Here is a 19,926-nt window from a genome sequence, read left to right on the forward strand (position 1 = left end):
CAATGTCCATTTTTTCAGAATTAACACTATTATTTGTTTTTCAATCAGATTTCACTATTATTCCACTTTACAGAAGATCGAATATACGCTACAATCAGGTTGTCAAGGGGAGTTTCACTCCTTTTGAACGTTCTTTCTTAATAATAAATATCGCAACCGGAAACTCCCGCCTCTACGGTGGGAGTTTTCGGTTTTCCGGCCCTTCTTCGGGCCGCTTCGTCGAATTTCACGCCGGACTACCGCTTCAAGGGAAGGAGCTCCCGGAACCCGAAATCCAGTTTGGTTCTGTCATGGCAGTCGCTGGAGTAAATCACCGGGCAGCCCAGTTCTCCCAGCGCTTCCAGCAGGAACGGGGCGGGATACGGCCGGCTTCGGTATTTTTTTGCCATCCCCCCGGTGTTCACCTCGAAAACCGGACGGGGCCCGGCCCCCAGGATATCCCGCATTCCAGAGCGGGGGCAGACCCGGGTCTCCGCCAGTTTCCGGAGGCTGTGCAGCGCCGCCGCCCGGTACCAGTCCGCATCTTCATCAAACCACCGGTTCCCCTCATTGAACTTCGTCACCAGATCGAAATGGCCCACAATGTCGGTGCCGGTCTTCCGCAGCACGTCGGCGGCCGTCTCATAGTAGCACTCCACATAGGCCCGCCAGTTTCCGCCGAACAGGCGGTTCACCCCGTCGGCCGCAATGTCCGCCGTGTCGTCCACTGCCAGATATTCGCCCCCGGCCTGCACATAGTGTACCGATCCGATTTCATAATCGTAGGGATAACCGGTGTTTTCGTTGTAATAATCCCGCTCCATGCCCAGCCGGATGTCGATCTTCCCCCGGTACTTCTCCCGGAGAGCCAGGATGCGGTCCCGGTATTCCCGCTCCCCCGCCTCGCTCATACAGCAGTCGATGTCCACTTCACAGTACCCGTGTCCGGAAAAACCCAGAACCCGGAAACCCTTCTCGACGGCTGTCCGCACCATGTCCTCCGGGTCATCCTTCCCGTCGCAGTAGCAGGTGTGGGTGTGGAGATTAATGTCTCCGTCCGGATTCAGAACCGGACTGCCCCAGGCATTTCGGATCATTTCGTTTCCTCCTCCCGCACCGGATAATTGAAGCAGGACACGGTTCCCAGATGACAGGCCGGACCGTCCGGATGAACCAGAACCACCAGTGCGTCCCGGTCACAGTCGGCGATAATGCGGGTCACATGCTGGAAGTTGCCGGACGTCTCCCCCTTGTGCCAGTACTCCTGCCGGGACCGGGACCAGAATACGGTCTGGCCGATGGCCAGGGTGCGGCGCAGACTCTCCGCATTCATATAAGCCAGGGTCAGCACCTGCTTCGTATCCGCATCCTGTACGATGGCGGGAATCAGTCCCCGGTCGTCGAATTTCAGATCTTCAATTCCCACCGGCGTCCCTTCCCGGCCGTCTGCTTCGATATATGTTTTCTCCTTCATGTTCTGTCCTTTCCTGTCTTATCTCCGATCCACCGGACCGGCTAAAACAAGGGCGCCGGACACCTGGTGTCCTGCGCCCGCATTCGTTTCGATTTCGCTCGATATTCTCATCTTCCGGCACGTTTTCTTTCGCTCCCCTACGGTTTCTTCCGATTACAGCCGGACGTTGATCCCCTGACGGGCCAGTTCCTCCTTCAGGTCCCGGATGCTGACCTCCCCGAAGTGGAAGATGGAGGCCGCCAGGCCCGCATCGATTTCCGGAATCTCCCGGAACAGATCCACGAAGTCCTGAATCGAACCGGCGCCGCCGGAAGCAATCACCGGAACATTGACTGCGTCTTCCACCGCCCGGAGCATTTCCAGGTCGAAGCCCTTCTTCACTCCATCGGTGTCAATGCTGTTTACCACGATCTCCCCGGCGCCGTGATCCACACCCCGGCGGATCCAATCGATGGCGTCCATTCCGGTGTTGTCCCGGCCGCCCCGGGAGAACACCGTGAACCGGCCGTCCGCCCTGGCCACATCCACAGACAGAACCACGCACTGGTTCCCGTAGATATTCGCCGCCTCTTCAATCAGGTCCGGATTCCGGATCGCACCGGAGTTGACAGAAACCTTGTCCGCCCCGCACTTCAGCACCCGGTCAAAATCCTGAATCGTGTTGATGCCGCCGCCCACAGAAAGCGGAATGAAGATGGTGGAGGCCACTTCCTTCAGGATGTCCGTGAACAGCTGCCGTCCCTCGGCGGATGCGGTGATGTCATAGAACACCAGCTCATCTGCGCCGTGGTCACTGTAATACTTCCCCAGTTCCACCGGGGAGGATACATCGGTCAGCCCCTTGAAGTTCACACCTTTCACCACCCGTCCGTCTTTCACGTCCAGGCAGGGGATAATTCGTTTCGTAATCACTGTTTCCTCTCTATTCTGCGAAGGTTTCAATGACTTCCTTCACATTCAGCGCACCGTTATAGAAGGCACGCCCGATCACAGCTCCGTCGATGCCCATGTCCGCCAGCGCATGGAGATCCTCCATATTGGAGATTCCGCCGCAGGCCATGATATCCACGTAGCCCTTGTAATTCTTCACCAGTTTCCGGTACAGCTCCAGGTTGGTGCCGTTCATGGCTCCGTCCCGGGCGATGTCCGTGCAGACGATGGTGGATGCTCCATCCTCGATCAGCGCCTGAACCAGGTCGTCCACGGTAGTGGAGGTGACCTTCGTCCAGCCCTGCACCGCCACATTAGCCCCGACAATGTCGATGCAGATAGATACGTTATCGCCGTATTTCCGGATCATGCGGGCCGTAAATTCCGGATCTTCCACCGCCATGGTGCCGAAAATAACCCGCAGTGCACCGATCTGGGCATAGTCCCGGATAATCTCCTCATTGCGGATGCCTCCCCCGATCTCCACCTTCAGCCCGGTATTCTCGATGATGTCGCTGACTGCGGCGAAATTCGGCTGTGTGCCGTCCTTCGCACCGTCCAGATCCACGACATGCAGGTATTCTGCACCTGCCTTCTCGAAGTCCTGGGCAATTTCCAGCGGGTTATCGCTGTAAATCGTTTCCTTGCTGTAGTCACCCTGCAGCAGCCGGACTACATTGCCGCCGCGTAAATCAATCGCCGGAATAATTTTCATACCTACAACCTCCTGCACACACCTCGCGGTCTCTCTCCTCAGGTCCGTTCCGCCGCACCGGTCCCCCGGCCTAAGCCGAAGTTACAGCTCGCAGAACGCCTTCAGGATGCGAAGACCCACCTCACCGGACTTCTCCGGATGGAACTGGACGCCGTACACGTTTCCGTCGGCAACGGCAGCAGTGAGTTCTGCGCCGTAGTCGGTGGTTGCGATAACAGAATCGTCACAGTTCGTCCCGTAATACGTATGGACGAAGTAGACGAAGTCCCCTTCCTCCGTATTCCGAAACAGTTCGTTCTTCGGCTTATCTTTCGGAAAATGAAGAGCGTTCCAGCCGATCTGCGGCACATGGAATCCCGCAGGCACAACCGGCTCCATGGAGACCACCTCGCCCCGGATCAGACCCAGGCCCTCGTATTCACCATACTCGAAACTGCGGTCGAACAGCATCTGCATACCCAGACAGATTCCCAGCAGCGGTTTCCCGGCTGCCGCCTGCTCCTTCACCACATTTCCCAGCCCGGTGTCCTTCAGCTTCTCCGCCGCATCCCGGAAGGCGCCTACCCCCGGCAGGATGACCTTCTCTGCACTGCGGATCTCCTCCGGATCTCCGGTCAGCCGGATATCCGCTCCGATCCGGGAGAAGGAACTCACCAGGGAGAAGATATTTCCGACGCCGTAATCAACGATTGCGATCATGACCGCTCTCCTTTCTTCGTAAACCGATTATTCTCATTTTACAATTCTTTTCTGTTCCGTGCAAGAAGCAGGATGCCTGCCCGGCGAGCTGCATTCCTTCCGGGGAGAAATTACAAAACCCCTTTCGTGGAAGGAATCTCATCGGCGTGATCCGGGTCCACGGCGGACGCTTTCGCCAGGGTCCTGCCGAAGGCCTTGAACATGGCTTCAATGACGTGATGGGCATTCTCCCCGGACAGCTCCCGGAAATGCAGGGTCACATCGGAAGTTCTGGTGAACCCCAGGAAGAACTCCTTCACCAGCTCGGTATCGAAGTCCCCCACCTTCGCCTGAGGCATGTCCACATGAAATCCCAGAAACGAGCGGCCGGACACATCCACCGCACAGATCATCAGCGTCTCGTCCATGGGCAGAATGATGTCCGCATAGCGGAAGATGCCCTTCTTCTCTCCGATGGCCATGGCATAGGCCTCTCCCAGGGCGATGCCGATGTCCTCCACCGTATGATGATAGTCCACATCGGTGTCCCCGGTGCACTTCACCCGGAGACCGAATCTGCCGTGCCGGGCAAACAATGTCAGCATGTGGTTCAAAAAACCGCAGCCTGTGTCGATCCGGGTTTCTCCCTCCCCCTCCAGATCCAGGGTCAGGTCGATATCCGTTTCGGCGGTGGTGCGTCTGATAGTACCGGTTCTCATTTGCAGCTCCTTTCCTTCTGTCTACGCTTCTTCCGCCAGGATTTCCCGGATCCCGCCGAACAGTACCTGCATCTCTTCCGGGGTACCGATGGTGACCCGGTTCCAGTTGGTCACCTTCGGGCTGTAGTCGAAGTGGCGGATCAGGATCTTCCTCTCCTTCAGCTTCTCATACAAAACCTTCCCGTCCACCCGCTCGGAAGAAACAAACAGGAAGTTGGCCAGCGACGGCACCACGGCGAAGCCCAGTTCTTCAAAAACCTTCACGGCTTCTTCCCGGGTCTCCTGTATTTTTCTGCAGTTTTCCCGGTAATAATCCGCCTCGTCCAGGGCTGCTGTTCCCGCCGCCGCAGAAACCGTATTCACGTTATACGGATTGGTGGAATACTTGATCTTCTCCAGATCCGCAATGACTGTTTCGGAGCCGATGGCGTATCCCAGCCGGGCGCCGGCCAGCGACCGGGACTTGGAGAAGGTCTGGCAGACAATCAGGTTCTCGTAATCCTGCACCAGGGCCACGGCGCTCTCCGCACCGAAATCCACATAGGCCTCGTCGATCAGAACCACATGCTCCGGGTTCGTTTCGCAGATCATCCGGATGTCATCCAGGGTGATCACCCGGCCGGTAGGTGCGTTCGGATTGGCGATCACCACCAGTTTCCCGGCATTGCGGTAGTCCTCCGGATCGATGGTGAAGTCCGCCCGAAGCGGCACCTTGGTGTAATTCACACCGTGCAGTTCAGCGAAAACCTCGTAGAATCCGTAGCTGATTTCCGGAAACAGAACGCCGTCCTCCCCGAAAGACAGGAAGGCGAAATTCAGAATATCATCCGAACCGTTGGAAACGAAAATATTCCGCCGGGTGACGCCGTAGCGTTCCGCCAGTTTATCCTTCAGTTTCACCGCATCCGGGTCCGAGTAGAGCCGGAGCCTTCTGGCCTGCAGCTGATCGCAGACCGCCTGCACGGTTTTCGGTCCCGCAGGATACGGGGATTCATTCGTGTTCAGCTTCGTATATACCGTATCTTTCGGCTGCTCTCCCGGTGTATATTCTTCCAGAGAGCGGTATTTCTGATTCAAAAAACTCTTTCTCATGATCGATCTCCTGATTACTTTTTGTCTGTAAGGCTAAATCTGCGCCGCCAGGGCGTCCCGCATTGCCTCAATCTCCCGGGTCTTGAACTGGAAGGAGGACTTGTTGGCGATCAGCCGGGCACTGATCGGCACGATCTCCTCCACCACCTCCAGGTTGTTTTCCCGCAGAGTGCTTCCGGTTTCCACAATGTCCACGATACAGTCCGAAAGGCCCACAATCGGCGCCAGTTCAATGGAGCCGTGGAGCTTGATCATGTCGATCTCCCGGCCCTTCTGATCGAAGTGGTTCTTCGCGATATTCATGAACTTGGTTGCAACCCGGAGGGTCCGTTCCTGGTCCTCGTGCCAGCCCTTCGGCGCCGCCACGCACATGCGGCAGCGGCCGATGCCCAGATCCAGCAGTTCATACACCGGGGACTGGTATTCCAGCAGAATGTCCTTCCCGGCGATGCCCACATCGGCGGCCCCCCGCTCCACATATTTCACCACGTCGGTGGGCTTGACCTCGAAGTAACGGATGCCCACACTTTCGTTGACAAAGATCAACTTGCGTGTATCGCTCTTGATCTCCGGGCATTCGTAACCGGCTTTCGCCAGCATCTCATATACCTGATCGCCCAGCCGGCCCTTCGGCAGCGCCACACTGATCATCTGTCTGTTATTTTCTGTCATCGGTCTGCCCCTTTCTGTCCGGTCTCTGCCCTTCTCTGTCCGGTGCACCGCCGGCTCCCGGCATGCGCACCACCCGGCCGGCCCGGATACCCTTCGGCACCGCCCGTTCCACCAGAATCGTCTCTCCGCCCCCGGTGATCTCCCGGGACAAATCGACAATCGCTTCCGGTGAATCATCGTCTCCGTAGAGCAGAACCACGTCCACGTCATTCTTCCGGCTGTCCCCCGGCAGCATGTCCAGATAATCCAGGTAGACAGCGAACCCCAGGGCGCCGCCCTGCCGGTTCATCCGGCTCATGAGCCGGTCGTAGCGGCCGCCGGACAGGATGCTCTGAGGAATGCCCCGGACGAAGCCCTGGAACAGAATGCCGCTGTAATAGGTCAGGTCGTTCACAATGCTGAAATCAATCTTCACCTGATCCCGGTACGGAGTGGAGGCGATGACACCGAACACCGTTTCCAGTTCCGCCATGGCCTTCCGGCCGCTGTACCCCAGGGGCAGCCGGTTGAGCTCCTCCCGGACATCGTCGAAGGCGCCGTAGGCGCCAATCAGTGTGATCAGAGACTCCGCCACCATCCGGTCAATCTCTTCCTCCCGGCAGATCTTCTCGATCTCGCTCAGGTTCTTCTCTCCCACCGCCCGGATGATCCGGTTCTTCGTGCCCGGATCCCGGACCGGTTCCAGCAGATCACTGATCAGTCCCATGTGGGAAACCGCCAGAACAGCATCTTGGGACAGGACGGCCAGGCTGGCTGCCGCCAGCATCGTCACTTCCGCCACCTGGTACTGGTCGATGTCTCCCATACATTCCAGACCGGTCTGCAGCATTTCCCGGTGCTGCAGGCTGTTCTTGGCGGAGCGGTAGACATTCTCGCTGTAGAAGAGCTTCCGGACCACCCCCGGCTCATACTTGTAATTCTTCACAATGGAGAGTGTCAGGTCCGGCTTCAGTGCCATGAGTTTTCCCCGGGCATCGCTGAAGGCGATGATGCTTTCCGTTTCGATGAAGTCCCGGTTCTTCAGGTAAAGTTCATATTCTTCAAATTTCTGCATCTTGTAACGGGCGTAGCCGTATTTCCGGTAGAGTTCGTGGAGCTCCAGACCGGCCCGTTCTTCCATGCTCATTCTGGTCTTGTCAATCTGTGACACAGCATAATCCTTTCTATTGTATTCCATCGTCATACGCTTTTCGCTTTCGTGCTTTAATGCTTTATCATAATAAACCACCCCGGTATCCCTGTCAATACGGCAGTCGGTTGTTTTTCATTCTATGCACGAAGACGGGGAATGTCAAAAAAAACGAAAACAGCGCCCCGCAAAACGATGCAGGGCGCCGGAGGACGGCGGAACGCCGGTCCGGACCGGTTCATGCTACCGGTCCGCTCCCGCTGTTTCCTGACGATCCTTCCGAATTTCATTCTGTATTTCTGCCTTCAGCTCCGCCACCGTCTTCTCGTCCACCCGGTCCGCACAGGAATCACCGTCGAAATCCGCAGGCTTCAGTGAATGCATATGATTGCACATGCCGGCCATCTTGCACCCCTTGCAGGCGAACTGGGCCTTGTCCCATTCCGGGTCATAGCCGTGCTCGATATTCGCCTGTTCGCTCTTCGCCTGGAAGAACACCGTCAGTGCGCAGAGCAGCGCCGCAAATAATCCGGCCACCAGTACATATCCGATATGATTGAAGAAATATTCCATGCTCATTACCTCCTGTTCCGTTTCCTTTATACCCCGGCGCCGGGGGTTCACGCAACCGGTTTTCCGTATCTTCCCGGCGCCGGAGATGAGGACGGCCGCCCCGTTTCTTCCTTCTCAGCGCCGGCGCAGCGGTTCTCCGGTCTTCACCTTCCGGAAGAGCCACACCGCTGCCAGGCCTTCCGCCAGAAGCAGGATCCCATCCCCGCCGGCGGATGCTCCGGGCCCCCGGAGAACCCCCGGGATCCAGCGGGCCAGCAGCCAGCCGAAAACACTCATCAGGTTGTTGGCCATGTGCAAGAAAATGACCAGAGTTAGGGAGTCATACACTTCCATCAGCAGCGCCAGCACCAGCCCCGCACCGAATGCGGTGATGCACTGGGCAGGATTCCAGTGCCAGATGCCCCAGAAGGCGGCGGAAAGCAGGGCCGCCGGCCAGAACCCCGCCGCTGTCCGAAGACTCCGGAAGAGAATCCCCCGCATCAGCAGTTCCTCGTAGATAGCAGGCAGAACAGCAAGACCGATCACCGCCAGAAGAATCTCTCCCGAAGCTCCGGTTCCCGCACCGATAGTCCCGCTCCCGGCCATCCTGGCTGCAGCACCGGAGGAAGCCGTCTGTTCCGGGAGAAATATCCGGCAGATTCCGTTCAGACAGTGCAGAGTGAAAAACATCAGGAGAACGGACAGGATAAGATCCTTTGCCGTAAACCTGCGGGACACCGCACCGCCTGCCCGGGCTCTTCCCCGGAGCAGCAGGAAAGCGATGACGGCCCCTGCCCCGTCCGCCGCCAGCGTGACGCAGAGGTCACTTCGGTTCTTCAGGAGAAAAGCGCCCAGGGCGGGGAGCAGAATCCCCAGAACCAGGGTCCAGAGGACTCCGGACCGGACATCCATCGGCGGGCGGAGCGTACCGCCGGCCCGGGAAGATGTTTCGTTTTTCTTTTGGTTTTTCTCGTTGTTCATAGGTTCCTCATATGAGCATCAGAACTGCGCATTGTCGTGGTGACAGTGACATACACATACCGGATTGAAATTATCCCCCGGACCGTTCGCCTGTTCGGAACGACCCGGGGGATCCTCATCAATTATTTCGTTGGATGCGAGAAGCATGATACTTTTTTGATGCAATTATGATGCAATGCTGCTCGTACTGCTTATGCCTCTTTCTTCCGCTTGTCCTTCTCCGCCGCCTTGGCCTCCTGGGTCTCTGCCCAGATATGATCCGCAATCGGCTTCCAGTTCTTCGCATACTCCTGGCACTTCGCACACAGATGCTCCGGGCTCTCCGGGGACTGCAGGTCTGTGGACTTGGCGCCGCTCTCCTTCACGAGACGCGGGAGAATTTCCGGATTCTCCAGCATCGGGCACGGACGGAGCATGTTGTCGTTGAACGGCTGGTTGTTATGATACGCCATGAACAGCGGGCTCTGCAGAATTTCCAGCAGACTGTGATCCCGGATGTTCGCATTGGAGTAGTGAATGAACACACAAGGCTCCGCATCTCCGTTGGCGTTGATGTGGAAGTAATTCCGTCCGCCGGCAATGCAGCCGCCCACATATTCTCCGTCGTTCTGGAAGTCGAAGCAGAAGAATCCCTTGCCGTCGGTCATGTTTCTGACTTCCCGCAGTCTGTCGTGCATGTAAATCCGCTGCTTCATCGTCGGCATCAGCTCCGGAGATGCATCCATGCCCACCGGCATCAGGTGGAAGTACATGGTGAACTGAACACCCTTCTCCAGCTCCATGTCGATGAACTCGTCGGATGTGACCAGTTCAATATTGTTTCTCGTATAAGCGATGGACGTGCCGAACAGACAGCCGTTCTTCTTCAGCAGATCCATGGCATGCATCACCTTGTCGAATACGCCCTCGCCCCGGCGTGCGTCGTTGGTATCCTCGAAACCCTCCAGGGAAATGGCCAGGTAGAGGTTTCCTACCCGCTTCAGTTCATCGCAGAACTCCTGGTCCACCAGCGTACCATTGGTGAACGCCACGAAAGCGTTGTCCGGATGCATCTCACAAAGCTTGATCAGATCCTTCTTCCGGACCAGCGGCTCTCCGCCGGTGTACATATAGTAGTAGATTCCCAGCTCGTTTCCTTCCTGAATGATCCGGTCCATTTCCTCCAGGGACAGGTTCAGCTTATGACCGTACTCCGCCGCCCAGCAGCCGACGCAGTGCAGGTTGCAGGCACTGGTCGGGTCCATCAGAATCAGCCAAGGCACATTGCACTGGTACTTCTCTCTGGCCTCATTGATCATCTTCGTTCCGGTGAACATCGCCTCGTAGAGGAAGTTCAGGAAGAAGGTCTTCAGGATATTCTTGTCTGTATTGTCGATAATCCGGTTGATGTACCGGCTGATGGCACTGTCCGGATCCTGGAGAAGCTGTTCGAATTTCGTCAGATCGACACCTTTTCCCAGCTCATCCACAGCGCCTTCCGCTTTCCGGAAAAGATCCACCAGCGCTTCCTGTCTGTCCGGACCCTGTACCTTGCTGTAAGCGTAGTCGAACATCTTCGACCAAGCTGCTCTTCCGATCTTATGTTTGATTGTTGCCATAACGAACACTCTCCTATTCTCCTATTGAGTATATTCTCTTGCATCTTTTCTCAATTTTAGGGCCCACAGAATCGGAAATCAAAGTACAAAAGTCGATTTTTGTCTAATTCGAGGAAACCAGCGCCTCCCGGGCACGGTCAACAATCTCCCGTGCCACCTCTTCCTTGGACATCAGTTCCAGACGCTCCGCACCGTGCTTCGTGATCAGGGTCACCCGGTTCGTGTCCGTGCCGAAGCCGGCGCCCTGCTCCATCAGGTTGTTGGCCACGATCATATCCGCATGCTTCTTCACCAGTTTTCTGGCGGAGTTCTCCACCAGATTCTGGGTTTCCATAGAGAAGCCGCAGATGAACTGGCCTTCCCGCTTCGTCTCACCCAGCCGGGCGAGAATATCCACGGTGCGCTTCAGCTCCAGACTGAGATCCTCATCGGACTTCTTCATTTTCTGCTCCGCCACATCCTTCGGCGTGTAATCCGATACGGCAGCCGCCATGAACACCGCATCCGCCGCCATGGAGCGGCGCATGACTTCCCGGTACATATCAGCGGCGCTGACTGCGTCGATATAGTGACAAAAAGCAGGGGCATCAGCGGTCGTATGAGCACGGACCACCACCACATCGGCGCCCCGGAGCATACATTCCTTCGCAATGGCATATCCCATCTTTCCGGATGAATGATTGGTGATAAACCGCACCGGATCCATGGATTCCCGGGTGGCCCCCGCCGTCACAAGAATCCGCTTCCCCGTCAGGTCCTTCTCCCGGAGCAGTTCCCGCTCCACATAAGCGTAGAGTTCCTCTGCTTCCGGCATCCGGCCGCTGCCGGTCACCCCGCAGGCCAGATAACCCTCATCCGGCTCGATGACCTGAATCCCGAATTCTCTCAGGGTGTTCAGATTACGCTGGGTCACCGGGTTCTCATACATGCCCGTATTCATGGCCGGCGCCACCATCTTCGGACAGTCTGCAGCCAGGAAGGTGGTGGTCAGCATGTTGTCCGCCAGGCCGCAGGCCAGCTTGGCGATCGTATTGGCCGTGGCCGGTGCGATCAGAAACAGATCCGCATCCGTGGCCAGCGCCACATGCTCTACATTAAACTGGTGGTTCCGGTCGAAAGTGTCTGTGACGCAGCGGTTGCCGCTCAGCGTCTCGAAGGTCATGGGATCCACGAAGTGTGCGGCATTTTCCGTCATCATGACGTGGACATCTCCCCCCTCCTTCTTCAGCCGGCTGACCAGAGCGCAGGCCTTGTATGCGGCGATCCCGCCGGTGATGCCGATCAGGATCTTCTTGTTCTGAAATTTCTTCGCGTTCATGGAATCCTCCCCCCGTCACTCCGGGCGACGGGCTGCCGAAAAAAAGAAAACAGACGACTGCCTGCGTAAGCGGCCGCCGTCTGTGTCAATCAATTTACTTCGCCTGAGCTGCTTTCGCTGTCTCGCAGAGCTTAGCAAAGTCTGCTTCATTATGGATAGCGATCTCAGCGAGCATCTTTCTGTTGATATCGATGCCGCTCTTCTTCAGACCGTCAATCAGCTTGCTATAGCTGATACCATTCTGTCTCGCACCAGCGTTGATTCTTGCGATCCAGATCTTTCTGTATTCTCTCTTCTTCAGCTTTCTGCCGATGTAAGCGGAACGGAGCGCTCTCATGACAGCCGGGTTCGCTGCCTTGAATGTGCTGTGCTTCGCACCGTAGAAACCCTTCGCCTGCTTCAGTACCTTCTTATGTCTCTTGTGAGCATTCATGCCCTTCTTCACTCTTGCCATTTTCTTACCTCCTGTTGTTCTCTCTCAATTACTTACCCATGGAACGCAGCATTCTCTTGTGATCTGCGCTCGTCAGAACGGTAGACTTACGAAGACCTCTCTTTCTCTTCGGTGTCTTCTTAGTAAGAATGTGGCTCTTGTATGCCTTATGTCTCTGAATCTTTCCGGAACCGGTGATCTTCAATCTCTTGCATGCGCCTCTGTGAGATTTCATCTTATTCTTTGCCATTGCTAACTCCTCCTTCATATTCACAGGTTTCACGGTACGCCGTGATCCCCAGTTAACTGCTATGCTTCCGGCTTCTGTTCGTCGGAATTGCGATTCCGCTTCCGTTTCCCCGCATTGCTCGGCTTGTTGTCACCCTTCGGGGAAAGGAACATGGTGAGGCTTCTGCCTTCGAACTTCGGTTTCTTGTCAATCGTTCCGAATTCGGAGCAGATTTCGGCGAACTTCTCCATAACGTCCCGGCCCTTGTTCACGTAATCCCGTTCACGGCCCCGGAAACGGAGGCTGACCTTCACCTTGTCTCCTGCCTGCAGGAACTTGGCGGCGGTCTTCGCCTTCACCTGAATATCGTGCTCTTCGATGAATGTACTGAGGCGGATCTCCTTCACCTGCATGGATTTCTGCTTCTTCTTAGCATCCTTCGCACGCTTCTGTACCTCGTAACGGTATTTTCCGTAATCGAGAATTTTCGCTACAGGCGGTTCTGCATTCGGAGAGATTTCCACCAGATCGAGTTTCCTCTCTTCTGCCAGACTCAGCGCTTCCTTCCGGCTGATCACGCCGACCATGCTGCCATCGCTGTCGATGACTCTTAATTCTTTCGCGCGGATCTCCTCGTTGATCCTGTTTTCCTTCTTATTAATGTCAGGTTCCTCCTTAGATTCATAAAAAAGAGCGGACACCGAAGTATCCGCCCGAATTCCGCCGGTCCCTGACCGGTTATCATCGATATATACCAGCCGGCTGCCGCACCACGGATGCCGCCGATCAGGTGAGAAGCGGATGACTTCTGCTTGATTTACTGGAACAGTATAGCACCGGGATGCAAGGCTGTCAATATGAAATTTCGTCCGCCTGCGATGTCTGCGGAGCGGCACGAAGGTCAGTTGAAGTACCGGAAGACGCCCCGCACCTTCCCCTGGATGGAAACATCCTTCACAATGATCGGGCTCATGGTGTCATTCTCCGGCTGCAGACGCACGTGACCCTCCTCCCGGTAGAATGTCTTCACCGTGGCTTCACTCTCGAACCCGTCAATCATGGCGACTACCACATCACCGTTATTCGCCCAGCTCTGCTTCTCCACCAGAATCAGATCTCCGTCCATGATGCCGATGTTCACCATAGACTCGCCCCGGACCCGCAGGACGAAGCAGGTGCCGTTCACGTACTGGCTCGGCACCGGGAAGGTGCCCTCCTGATTCTCTTCGGCCAGAATCGGCGTTCCTGCGGCCACCCGTCCCACGATTGGCACGTCCACGATGTCCGTGCGCTCCACCACCTCCGGCCGGGACGGGGTATCCATACCGGTTCCGAGCTCTTCTTCCACCCGCTCCTTCACCAGCACCAGAGCCCGTGGCTTGGACGGGTCCTTCTTCAGAAAGCCCTGCTCCACCAGGGTATTCAGGTCCTTATATACCGTGGAGGTGGACTTAATCCCGATGGCCTGGCAGATCTCCCGGACCGTCGGCGGGTAGCCCTTCATCGTGATCTCCTTCTGCAGGAACTCAAGAATTTTCCGTTCTCTGGTCTTCATTCCACTCCGATCCTTCATGTTCCCTCCTTCGGCCTTGCCAAAATCCCCATTATATATATAATAATTTTAGCACAATGCAGACAGGGTGTAAACACCCGTTCGCTTTCTTTTTCGAACGATTGTGCTCATGGAATTCACGGGAGAATTATGAGTCACCAATATACGGATGAAGAGATTATCCGGGTCATCCTGGAACAGAGACGACAGCGCAGACGGAAGATGATGCGGCGGCGCCGCATTGCGGCGCTGCTGGTTTTGTCCCTCCTGATCCTGGGGGGATGCGGCGCTTTCCGGGCACTGCACCACACCGGAGATTCCCCGGACAAAACAAAAAACGCTGCCACAGCGAAAACGGTAAAAATCCGGGGCACCGTATTCATTGATGCGGGCCACGGCGGCAACGATCCGGGCGCCCAGGCCCTGAACCGGACAGAGAAGGACGACACCCTGCGCCTGGCGCTGGCCGTCCGAAGCGCTCTGAAAAAACGAGGTCTTCAGGCAGAAATGTCCCGTACGGACGACACGGCGGTTGACCGGGCGAAGCGGGGTGAAATAGCGAACCGGAAAGGAGCGAACCTTTTCGTCTCCCTCCACCGGAACAAGGCTTCCCAGGGCCAGGGGGTGGAGATCTGGATCCCGTCCGACGACCCGAAGGACAGCCGTCTGCTGGCAGAAAATATAATGAAAGAACTGAAATCGGCGGGCATCACGGAGAACCGGGGCATCCGCACCGGCACCCTGCCGGACCCGAAGGACGACTACCAGGAAAACAAGACCCCGGACATGCCGTCCTGCCTGATCGAATTCGGCTTCATCAGCGACGAGACCGACAACCGGCTTTTCGACGAAAAACTGAACACTTACGGGAAGGCACTGGCGAAGGCCATTGACCATACATATCAGTCTCTATACGAAACCCAGGGAGGTACGAATGACTAACGAAAACCCATCAATTCCACCGAAGAAACCAGCGAAAGCCCCTTCCGCCCCGCCCGCCCGAAATGACAAGGGCATCTATGACGCCCGGGTTCTGGGCAAGCCCCGGATGGCCATCCTGGGACTTCAGCATATGTTCGCCATGTTCGGCGCCACCATCATGGTGCCTCTTCTCACAGGACTGAACGTGTCCACAACCCTGCTGTTCGCCGGCCTCGGCACGCTTCTGTTCCACATTGTGACAAAGGGCAAGGTGCCGGCGTTCCTCGGTTCCTCCTTCGCCTTTCTGGGCGGATATGCAGCGGTGGCGCCGATGCTGAAGCATGGCGTTCCGAACACCGAAATGCTGCCTTATGCCTGCGGCGGTGTGTTCTGCGCCGGACTGGTCTACGTGGTTCTGGCAGCCTTCATGCGGGCCTTCGGACCGCAGCGGGTCATGCGCTACTTCCCGCCGATCGTCACCGGACCGATCATCATCTGCATCGGCCTGTCCCTGGCACCGTCCGCCATCTCGAACTGCCGCACCAACTGGCTGATCGCTCTGGTGGCCCTGCTCACCGTCATCGGCTTCAACATCTGGGGCAAGGGCATGATGAAGATCATCCCGATTATTCTGGGTGTCATCGCCTCCTACGCCGTGGCCATCGCCACCGGTGCCGTGGATCTGTCCGCCATCTCCCAGCAGAAACTGGTGGCTCTCCCGCCGATCACCCTGATGAAATTCGACCTGAGTGCCATCATCACCATCGTTCCGCTGGCCCTGGCCACCATGATGGAACACATCGGCGATATTTCCGCCATCGGTGCCACCACCGGACGGAACTACATCGCAGATCCGGGACTGCACCGCACCCTGCTGGGGGACGGACTGGCCACCTGCCTGGCTGCGGCCTTCGGCGGCCCGGCCAACACCACCTACGGTGAAAACACCGGCGTTCTGGCACTGACCCGCATCTACGACCCGAAAGTCATCGAACTTGCGGCCGTCTTCGCAGTCATCCTGTCCTTCGTTCCGAAGGTGGGCTTCGTCATCCAGTCCATCCCGGCAGCCACCATCGGCGGCATTTCCCTGCTGCTCTACGGCATGATCTCTGCGGTGGGCGTCCGGAATATTGTGGAGAACCGGGTAGACTTCTCCCGCACCCGCAACACCATCATCGCCGCCCTCATTCTGGTCACCGGCCTGGGCTTCACCTTCAGCACACCGGCCGGCCTCACCTTCAAGGTGGCAGGCTTCTCCATCACCCTTTCCGGTCTGGCAATTGCGGCGCTGACCGGCATCATTGCAAATGCAATTCTGCCGGGGAACGAGTACGTGTTCCACGACGGAAAAGATTCCGAGAAGGACCAGTACCAGACGTACAAGCTGTAGAACACCTGAGACGGGCCGTACCACCGACCTGCCGGACACGAAAAATCCGTTCCGGGCGGCGGGAATGCAGGCCCCAAAAAAGCTCTTGCATTCCCGCTGACCCGGTAGTATACTAACTAATGTCGCTTGGGGCATTAGCTCAGCTGGGAGAGCGCCAGGTTCGCAATCTGGAGGTCAGGGGTTCGATCCCCCTATGCTCCACCAAGCAGAAACCGTTGGAATTTCATTGTTCCGACGGTTTTTTCATATCTTGTACCATTATTCAACAACAAGGCAAAAGAGCAAAATGCGAACATTTTCTGTGCATCATCCGCCGCCATCCGAAGATGATATACAATTTCACTGCATACCGATGCAGCTGTACGGCATCTATACTTTTTTATAGCGACTATGTAATGCAGTGAAGTGACGAAAAGACAGGGGGTCCGTCTCGGGATCCCCTGTCTTTTCGTATGTCATTCTATCTGTCTTCTATTTCAGGTCTGCAGCATTCCGGGACGGACTGTGATTCTTCCGGTTCCGGTCCGGGCTTCCCTCATCCTCTGTGCGGAAGCAGGCGAAATGTTTCTGAAGCCACGCATTGATCCCGCCCAGATCGGATGCGGAGATGATCATCATCACGCCGTTCAAGATAATCAGTCCCGCCATGAACATTTCTGTAATCCGCATAAAGTAAATTTCCATAACAACGCCCCCATTTCTCTGTTTGGGATGATGTTCGCCTTCTGAAGTGAACATATAACTCATTACGTGTATTGCCACTTTCATTATACATCAAATGAGAGAAGATGAAAGAAAAACTATGGCGTTTTTTGTTGTTTTTTCGGTCTTCAGACCAAAAAACCGATTCTGCAGCAGACAGATTATTCGTCCCGGTCCCCTTCTGCCCGGATATCCGCCTGGGCGGCCGCCAGCCGGGCCACCGGTACCTGCCGAGCCTGGCAGGAAACGTAATTCAGGCCGATGCGGCTGCAGAAATCGATGCTGTCCGGATCTCCGGCGTGGGTGCCGCAGATGCCGGCCTTCAGGTTCGGACGGGTTTTCCTTCCGGCTTCCACAGCGTACATCATGAGACGGCCGACGCCCTCCTGGTCCAGGGTCAGGAACGGATCCCGGTCCAGGATTTTCTGTTCCCGGTATTTCCGGACGATATGGCCGGACCCTTCCCGGGACAGGCCCATGACCAGCTGGGTCAGGTCATTTGTACCGAAGGAGAAGAATTCTGCTTCCTCTGCAATTTCTCCGGCCGTCAATGCCGCCCGGGGCACCTCGATCATGGATCCCAGGCGGTATTCCACCGTCCGTTCCTCTTCTTCCCGGACCCGGGAAGCGGCGTCCCGGATCAGCTTCTTGACCTGAGCCAGCTCCCGGCCGCTGACCACGAAAGGTACCAGAATCTCCGGATCCGGTTCTTTTTCCAGTTCCCGGGAGACTGCCGCCGCCGCCCGGAAGATGGCTTCTGCCTGCATGGACAGAATATCCGGATATTCGATGCCCACCCGGACCCCCCGCTCGCCCATGGTCTGATTCACTTCGTAGAACGAGGATGCCCGCTCCCGGACCTCCTCTTCGGAGATGCCCCACTCGGAGGCCATGGTCCGGAAATCGTCTTCTGCGCCGATCAGGAACACGGAAAGGGACGGATCCAGCAGCCGGATGGTCACCGGCCGGGTACACATAATCCGGAAGATTTCCGTGAAATCCCGGATCTGGAATTCCATCATCTTCTGTACCATCTCCTGGCGGACCGCCGGGCTCGGCGCCAGAACCGCCCGGCGCATGACGGCCGCCCGCTCCTCGTTATAGAACATCCGCTCGGAGCGGCAGAGACCGACTCCCTCCGCCCCCAGACGGAGGGCCAGAGCGGCATCCTCCGGGGTATCCGCATTCACCCGAACTCTCAGATGACGGAAAGAATCTGCCCAGGACATGATCTTACCGAAGGCGTCCCAGTCGTACGGCGGCTGCACCGTCAGCCGGCCGTCGTAGACTCTTCCGTTAAACCCGCTGATGGAGATATAGTCTCCTCTGGCGAATTCCGCATCACCGATCCGAAGAAGCCCCTGTTCCTCGTCGATGGTCAGGTCCGGACAGTCGGTGACGCAGCACACCCCCTGCCCCCCTGCCAGGGATGCGGCATAGATGGAGCGGCTGCCCGCCGCCGTCAGAACACCGTCTGCGTACCGCATGCCGGACAGCCCTTCCGGGGCAATATCCCGGCAGACCAGAATCGTGCTGATGCCCCGGCTCATTTTTTTGCGGGCATCCTCCGCCGTGAAAACAATCTGACCACTGGCTGCGCCGGGGGACGCCGGCGTTCCCCGGGCGATGAGCGTCGCCCCGTCTTCGTCTTCCCGGCTGAAGCGGGAATGTATCAGGTACTCCACCTGGTCGGTTCGAAGGCGCATCACCGCTTCCCGGCGGGTGATGAGTTTCTCCTCCACCATATCCACCGCTGTCTTCACCGCCGCCTGGGCGGTGCGGCCGGCCGATGCCGTCTGCAGGATGTACAGTCTGCCGGCATCCACTGAAAACTCCACACTCTGCACGTCCCGGTAATGTTCTTCCAGCACGTTGCAGACCTGAATGAAGTTTTTCTTCGCTTCCGGAAAAGCGGCCGTCATTTTCTCCAGAGGCCCCGGATAAGCCCGGTTGGTGCTGATATCTTCCCCCTGGGCTTTCCGGAAGAATTCGCCGCAGATCTGCTTCTCCCCGGTAACCGGATTCCGAGTGAAGGCCACACCGGTGCCGGAATGTTCGTCCTTGTTTCCGAAGACCATGGCCTGAACCGTGACGGCGATACCCAGATCCTCCGATACCCCGCATGCTTTCTTCCACTGCCGGATTTCCGGGGCCTGCCAGCAGTCGAAGCCGGAGACAATGGCATCCATCAGCTGGGTCTTCGGATCCTGGGGAATGAACCGGCCGTCATTGGCACCGCGAACCAGTTCCTCGTAGGCCTGCACCAGACTCTCCTCATCTTCTTCCGACAGATCGGCGGCGGAACTCACCCGGGAGGCTGCCATCCTGCCATTGACGATGTCTGTGAACAGTTCCTTCTTCATCCCGTAAGCCGCCGTACTGTACGTCCGGATCAGACGGGCATAGCAGTCCAGAGCGAAGGTCCGGTCCCCCAGTGAACGGGCGTACGGCTCCACAGTTTCCCGGGTCAGTCCCACATCCAGAATGGAACGGCCCAGGGTCAGTCCCCGCACCGGCGCGCTGGGACGGACGGCCAGCAGAAGGGGCCGCTCCGGATCCCCGAAGCGGCGTCCGATAACCTGTTCCAGTTCTTCCAGTTTGCTGCGGATTTCCTCTTCCAGCAGCGGATCCACCAGATTCCCGTCGCCATAGTACTTCCGGCTCGCCTCTGTGGTAATGGTAAATCCGTAAGGCACCGGTATGCCGATGCGGGTCATTTCCGCCAGACTGGCACCCTTCAGTCCCAGCAGGTCTGTCATCTCTTTCTTTCCTTCGTTGAAGGAACAGACGTACATCTTCTCCATAATACACCAACTGTCTGACCGCCGATGCGGCCAGCTTTTGTCCGGACACAGGGAAAAA

At 57.1% G+C, this 19,926-nt stretch carries 20 protein-coding genes, 1 tRNA gene and 1 pseudogene; 3 read left to right on the forward strand and 19 right to left on the reverse strand.

Annotation, left to right across the window (positions count from 1 at the left end):
* Nucleotides 1-236: 236 nt before the first annotated feature.
* The 17 genes and pseudogenes from BLQ24_RS04685 to lexA all read right to left on the reverse strand — a co-directional run bounded on the left by BLQ24_RS04685 (nucleotide 237) and on the right by lexA (nucleotide 14,072).
* A complete protein-coding gene (locus BLQ24_RS04685) occupies nucleotides 237-1,076 on the reverse strand; it encodes a histidinol-phosphatase (RefSeq protein WP_090163185.1) in 840 nt (279 codons plus the stop codon).
* On the reverse strand, nucleotides 1,073-1,453 hold the full coding sequence (gene hisI, locus BLQ24_RS04690; RefSeq protein ID WP_090163187.1) for a phosphoribosyl-AMP cyclohydrolase: 381 nt from the start codon (nucleotides 1,451-1,453) through the stop codon (nucleotides 1,073-1,075). The genes BLQ24_RS04685 and hisI overlap by 4 nt, the downstream gene beginning before the upstream one ends.
* A gap of 153 nt (nucleotides 1,454-1,606) precedes the next feature.
* A complete protein-coding gene (hisF, locus tag BLQ24_RS04695; protein ID WP_090163189.1) occupies nucleotides 1,607-2,365 on the reverse strand; it encodes an imidazole glycerol phosphate synthase subunit HisF in 759 nt (252 codons plus the stop codon).
* A 10-nt stretch (nucleotides 2,366-2,375) separates the two neighbouring features.
* Entirely contained in the window at nucleotides 2,376-3,098 is a 723-nt protein-coding gene (gene hisA, locus BLQ24_RS04700) for a 1-(5-phosphoribosyl)-5-[(5-phosphoribosylamino)methylideneamino]imidazole-4-carboxamide isomerase (protein ID WP_090163191.1), read from the reverse strand.
* 81 nt (nucleotides 3,099-3,179) lie between these two features.
* Nucleotides 3,180-3,797 carry an imidazole glycerol phosphate synthase subunit HisH gene (gene hisH / locus BLQ24_RS04705; RefSeq protein WP_090163194.1) on the reverse strand — a complete coding sequence of 206 codons (618 nt, stop codon included), beginning with the start codon at nucleotides 3,795-3,797 and terminating at the stop codon, nucleotides 3,180-3,182.
* A gap of 110 nt (nucleotides 3,798-3,907) precedes the next feature.
* A complete protein-coding gene (hisB, locus tag BLQ24_RS04710) occupies nucleotides 3,908-4,495 on the reverse strand; it encodes an imidazoleglycerol-phosphate dehydratase HisB (RefSeq protein ID WP_090163196.1) in 588 nt (195 codons plus the stop codon).
* A 21-nt stretch (nucleotides 4,496-4,516) separates the two neighbouring features.
* Nucleotides 4,517-5,587 (reverse strand): histidinol-phosphate transaminase, encoded by a 1,071-nt coding sequence (gene hisC / locus BLQ24_RS04715; protein WP_090163198.1) that lies wholly within the window; start codon nucleotides 5,585-5,587, stop codon nucleotides 4,517-4,519.
* A gap of 33 nt (nucleotides 5,588-5,620) precedes the next feature.
* Nucleotides 5,621-6,259, reverse strand: a complete 639-nt coding sequence (gene hisG / locus BLQ24_RS04720) for an ATP phosphoribosyltransferase (protein ID WP_242869587.1) — start codon at nucleotides 6,257-6,259, stop codon at nucleotides 5,621-5,623.
* On the reverse strand, nucleotides 6,246-7,436 hold the full coding sequence (locus BLQ24_RS04725; RefSeq protein WP_176755860.1) for an ATP phosphoribosyltransferase regulatory subunit: 1,191 nt from the start codon (nucleotides 7,434-7,436) through the stop codon (nucleotides 6,246-6,248). The genes hisG and BLQ24_RS04725 overlap by 14 nt, the downstream gene beginning before the upstream one ends.
* Nucleotides 7,437-7,631: 195 nt before the next feature.
* Nucleotides 7,632-7,967 (reverse strand): hypothetical protein, encoded by a 336-nt coding sequence (locus BLQ24_RS04730; RefSeq protein ID WP_143004249.1) that lies wholly within the window; start codon nucleotides 7,965-7,967, stop codon nucleotides 7,632-7,634.
* 108 nt (nucleotides 7,968-8,075) lie between these two features.
* The gene (locus BLQ24_RS04735) at nucleotides 8,076-8,921 is read right to left on the reverse strand and encodes a CPBP family intramembrane glutamic endopeptidase (RefSeq protein WP_090163206.1); all 846 of its coding nucleotides are present in this window, start codon (nucleotides 8,919-8,921) and stop codon (nucleotides 8,076-8,078) included.
* Nucleotides 8,922-9,112: 191 nt separating this feature from the next.
* Complete coding sequence (locus tag BLQ24_RS04740; RefSeq protein WP_090163208.1) at nucleotides 9,113-10,519, reverse strand: radical SAM/SPASM domain-containing protein; 1,407 nt, start codon at nucleotides 10,517-10,519, stop codon at nucleotides 9,113-9,115.
* A gap of 103 nt (nucleotides 10,520-10,622) precedes the next feature.
* Nucleotides 10,623-11,837 carry a bifunctional phosphopantothenoylcysteine decarboxylase/phosphopantothenate--cysteine ligase CoaBC gene (gene coaBC, locus BLQ24_RS04745; protein ID WP_090163210.1) on the reverse strand — a complete coding sequence of 405 codons (1,215 nt, stop codon included), beginning with the start codon at nucleotides 11,835-11,837 and terminating at the stop codon, nucleotides 10,623-10,625.
* 94 nt (nucleotides 11,838-11,931) lie between these two features.
* Nucleotides 11,932-12,291: a 50S ribosomal protein L20 gene (rplT, locus tag BLQ24_RS04750; protein WP_090163212.1), complete on the reverse strand. Its 360-nt coding sequence runs from the start codon at nucleotides 12,289-12,291 to the stop codon at nucleotides 11,932-11,934.
* Between the two features lie 28 nt (nucleotides 12,292-12,319).
* A complete protein-coding gene (rpmI, locus tag BLQ24_RS04755; protein ID WP_090163214.1) occupies nucleotides 12,320-12,520 on the reverse strand; it encodes a 50S ribosomal protein L35 in 201 nt (66 codons plus the stop codon).
* Between the two features lie 134 nt (nucleotides 12,521-12,654).
* Nucleotides 12,655-13,200 (reverse strand): annotated as a pseudogene (infC, locus tag BLQ24_RS04760) (translation initiation factor IF-3); the annotation flags it as partial.
* A 200-nt stretch (nucleotides 13,201-13,400) separates the two neighbouring features.
* A complete protein-coding gene (gene lexA / locus BLQ24_RS04765; protein WP_090163221.1) occupies nucleotides 13,401-14,072 on the reverse strand; it encodes a transcriptional repressor LexA in 672 nt (223 codons plus the stop codon).
* Nucleotides 14,073-14,201: 129 nt separating this feature from the next.
* Between lexA and BLQ24_RS04770 the strand changes: the two genes are divergently transcribed.
* From BLQ24_RS04770 to BLQ24_RS04780, 3 genes are all read left to right on the forward strand, one after another.
* A complete protein-coding gene (locus BLQ24_RS04770; protein WP_090163223.1) occupies nucleotides 14,202-14,993 on the forward strand; it encodes an N-acetylmuramoyl-L-alanine amidase in 792 nt (263 codons plus the stop codon).
* A 106-nt stretch (nucleotides 14,994-15,099) separates the two neighbouring features.
* Nucleotides 15,100-16,362 (forward strand): uracil-xanthine permease family protein, encoded by a 1,263-nt coding sequence (locus tag BLQ24_RS04775; protein WP_336433259.1) that lies wholly within the window; start codon nucleotides 15,100-15,102, stop codon nucleotides 16,360-16,362.
* A 128-nt stretch (nucleotides 16,363-16,490) separates the two neighbouring features.
* Nucleotides 16,491-16,566 (forward strand) — tRNA-Ala (locus BLQ24_RS04780).
* A gap of 267 nt (nucleotides 16,567-16,833) precedes the next feature.
* Here the strand turns inward: BLQ24_RS04780 and BLQ24_RS04785 are convergent.
* Together BLQ24_RS04785 and ppdK are read right to left on the reverse strand one after the other, a co-directional pair.
* Nucleotides 16,834-17,046 (reverse strand): hypothetical protein, encoded by a 213-nt coding sequence (locus BLQ24_RS04785; protein WP_143004250.1) that lies wholly within the window; start codon nucleotides 17,044-17,046, stop codon nucleotides 16,834-16,836.
* A gap of 179 nt (nucleotides 17,047-17,225) precedes the next feature.
* Nucleotides 17,226-19,868, reverse strand: a complete 2,643-nt coding sequence (gene ppdK, locus BLQ24_RS04790) for a pyruvate, phosphate dikinase (RefSeq protein WP_090163229.1) — start codon at nucleotides 19,866-19,868, stop codon at nucleotides 17,226-17,228.
* Nucleotides 19,869-19,926: the final 58 nt, after the last annotated feature.

It is taken from the genome of Eubacterium pyruvativorans, from assembly GCF_900102225.1.
In the GTDB taxonomy this organism is placed as follows: Bacteria; Bacillota; Clostridia; order Peptostreptococcales; family Anaerovoracaceae; genus Aminicella; species Aminicella pyruvativorans.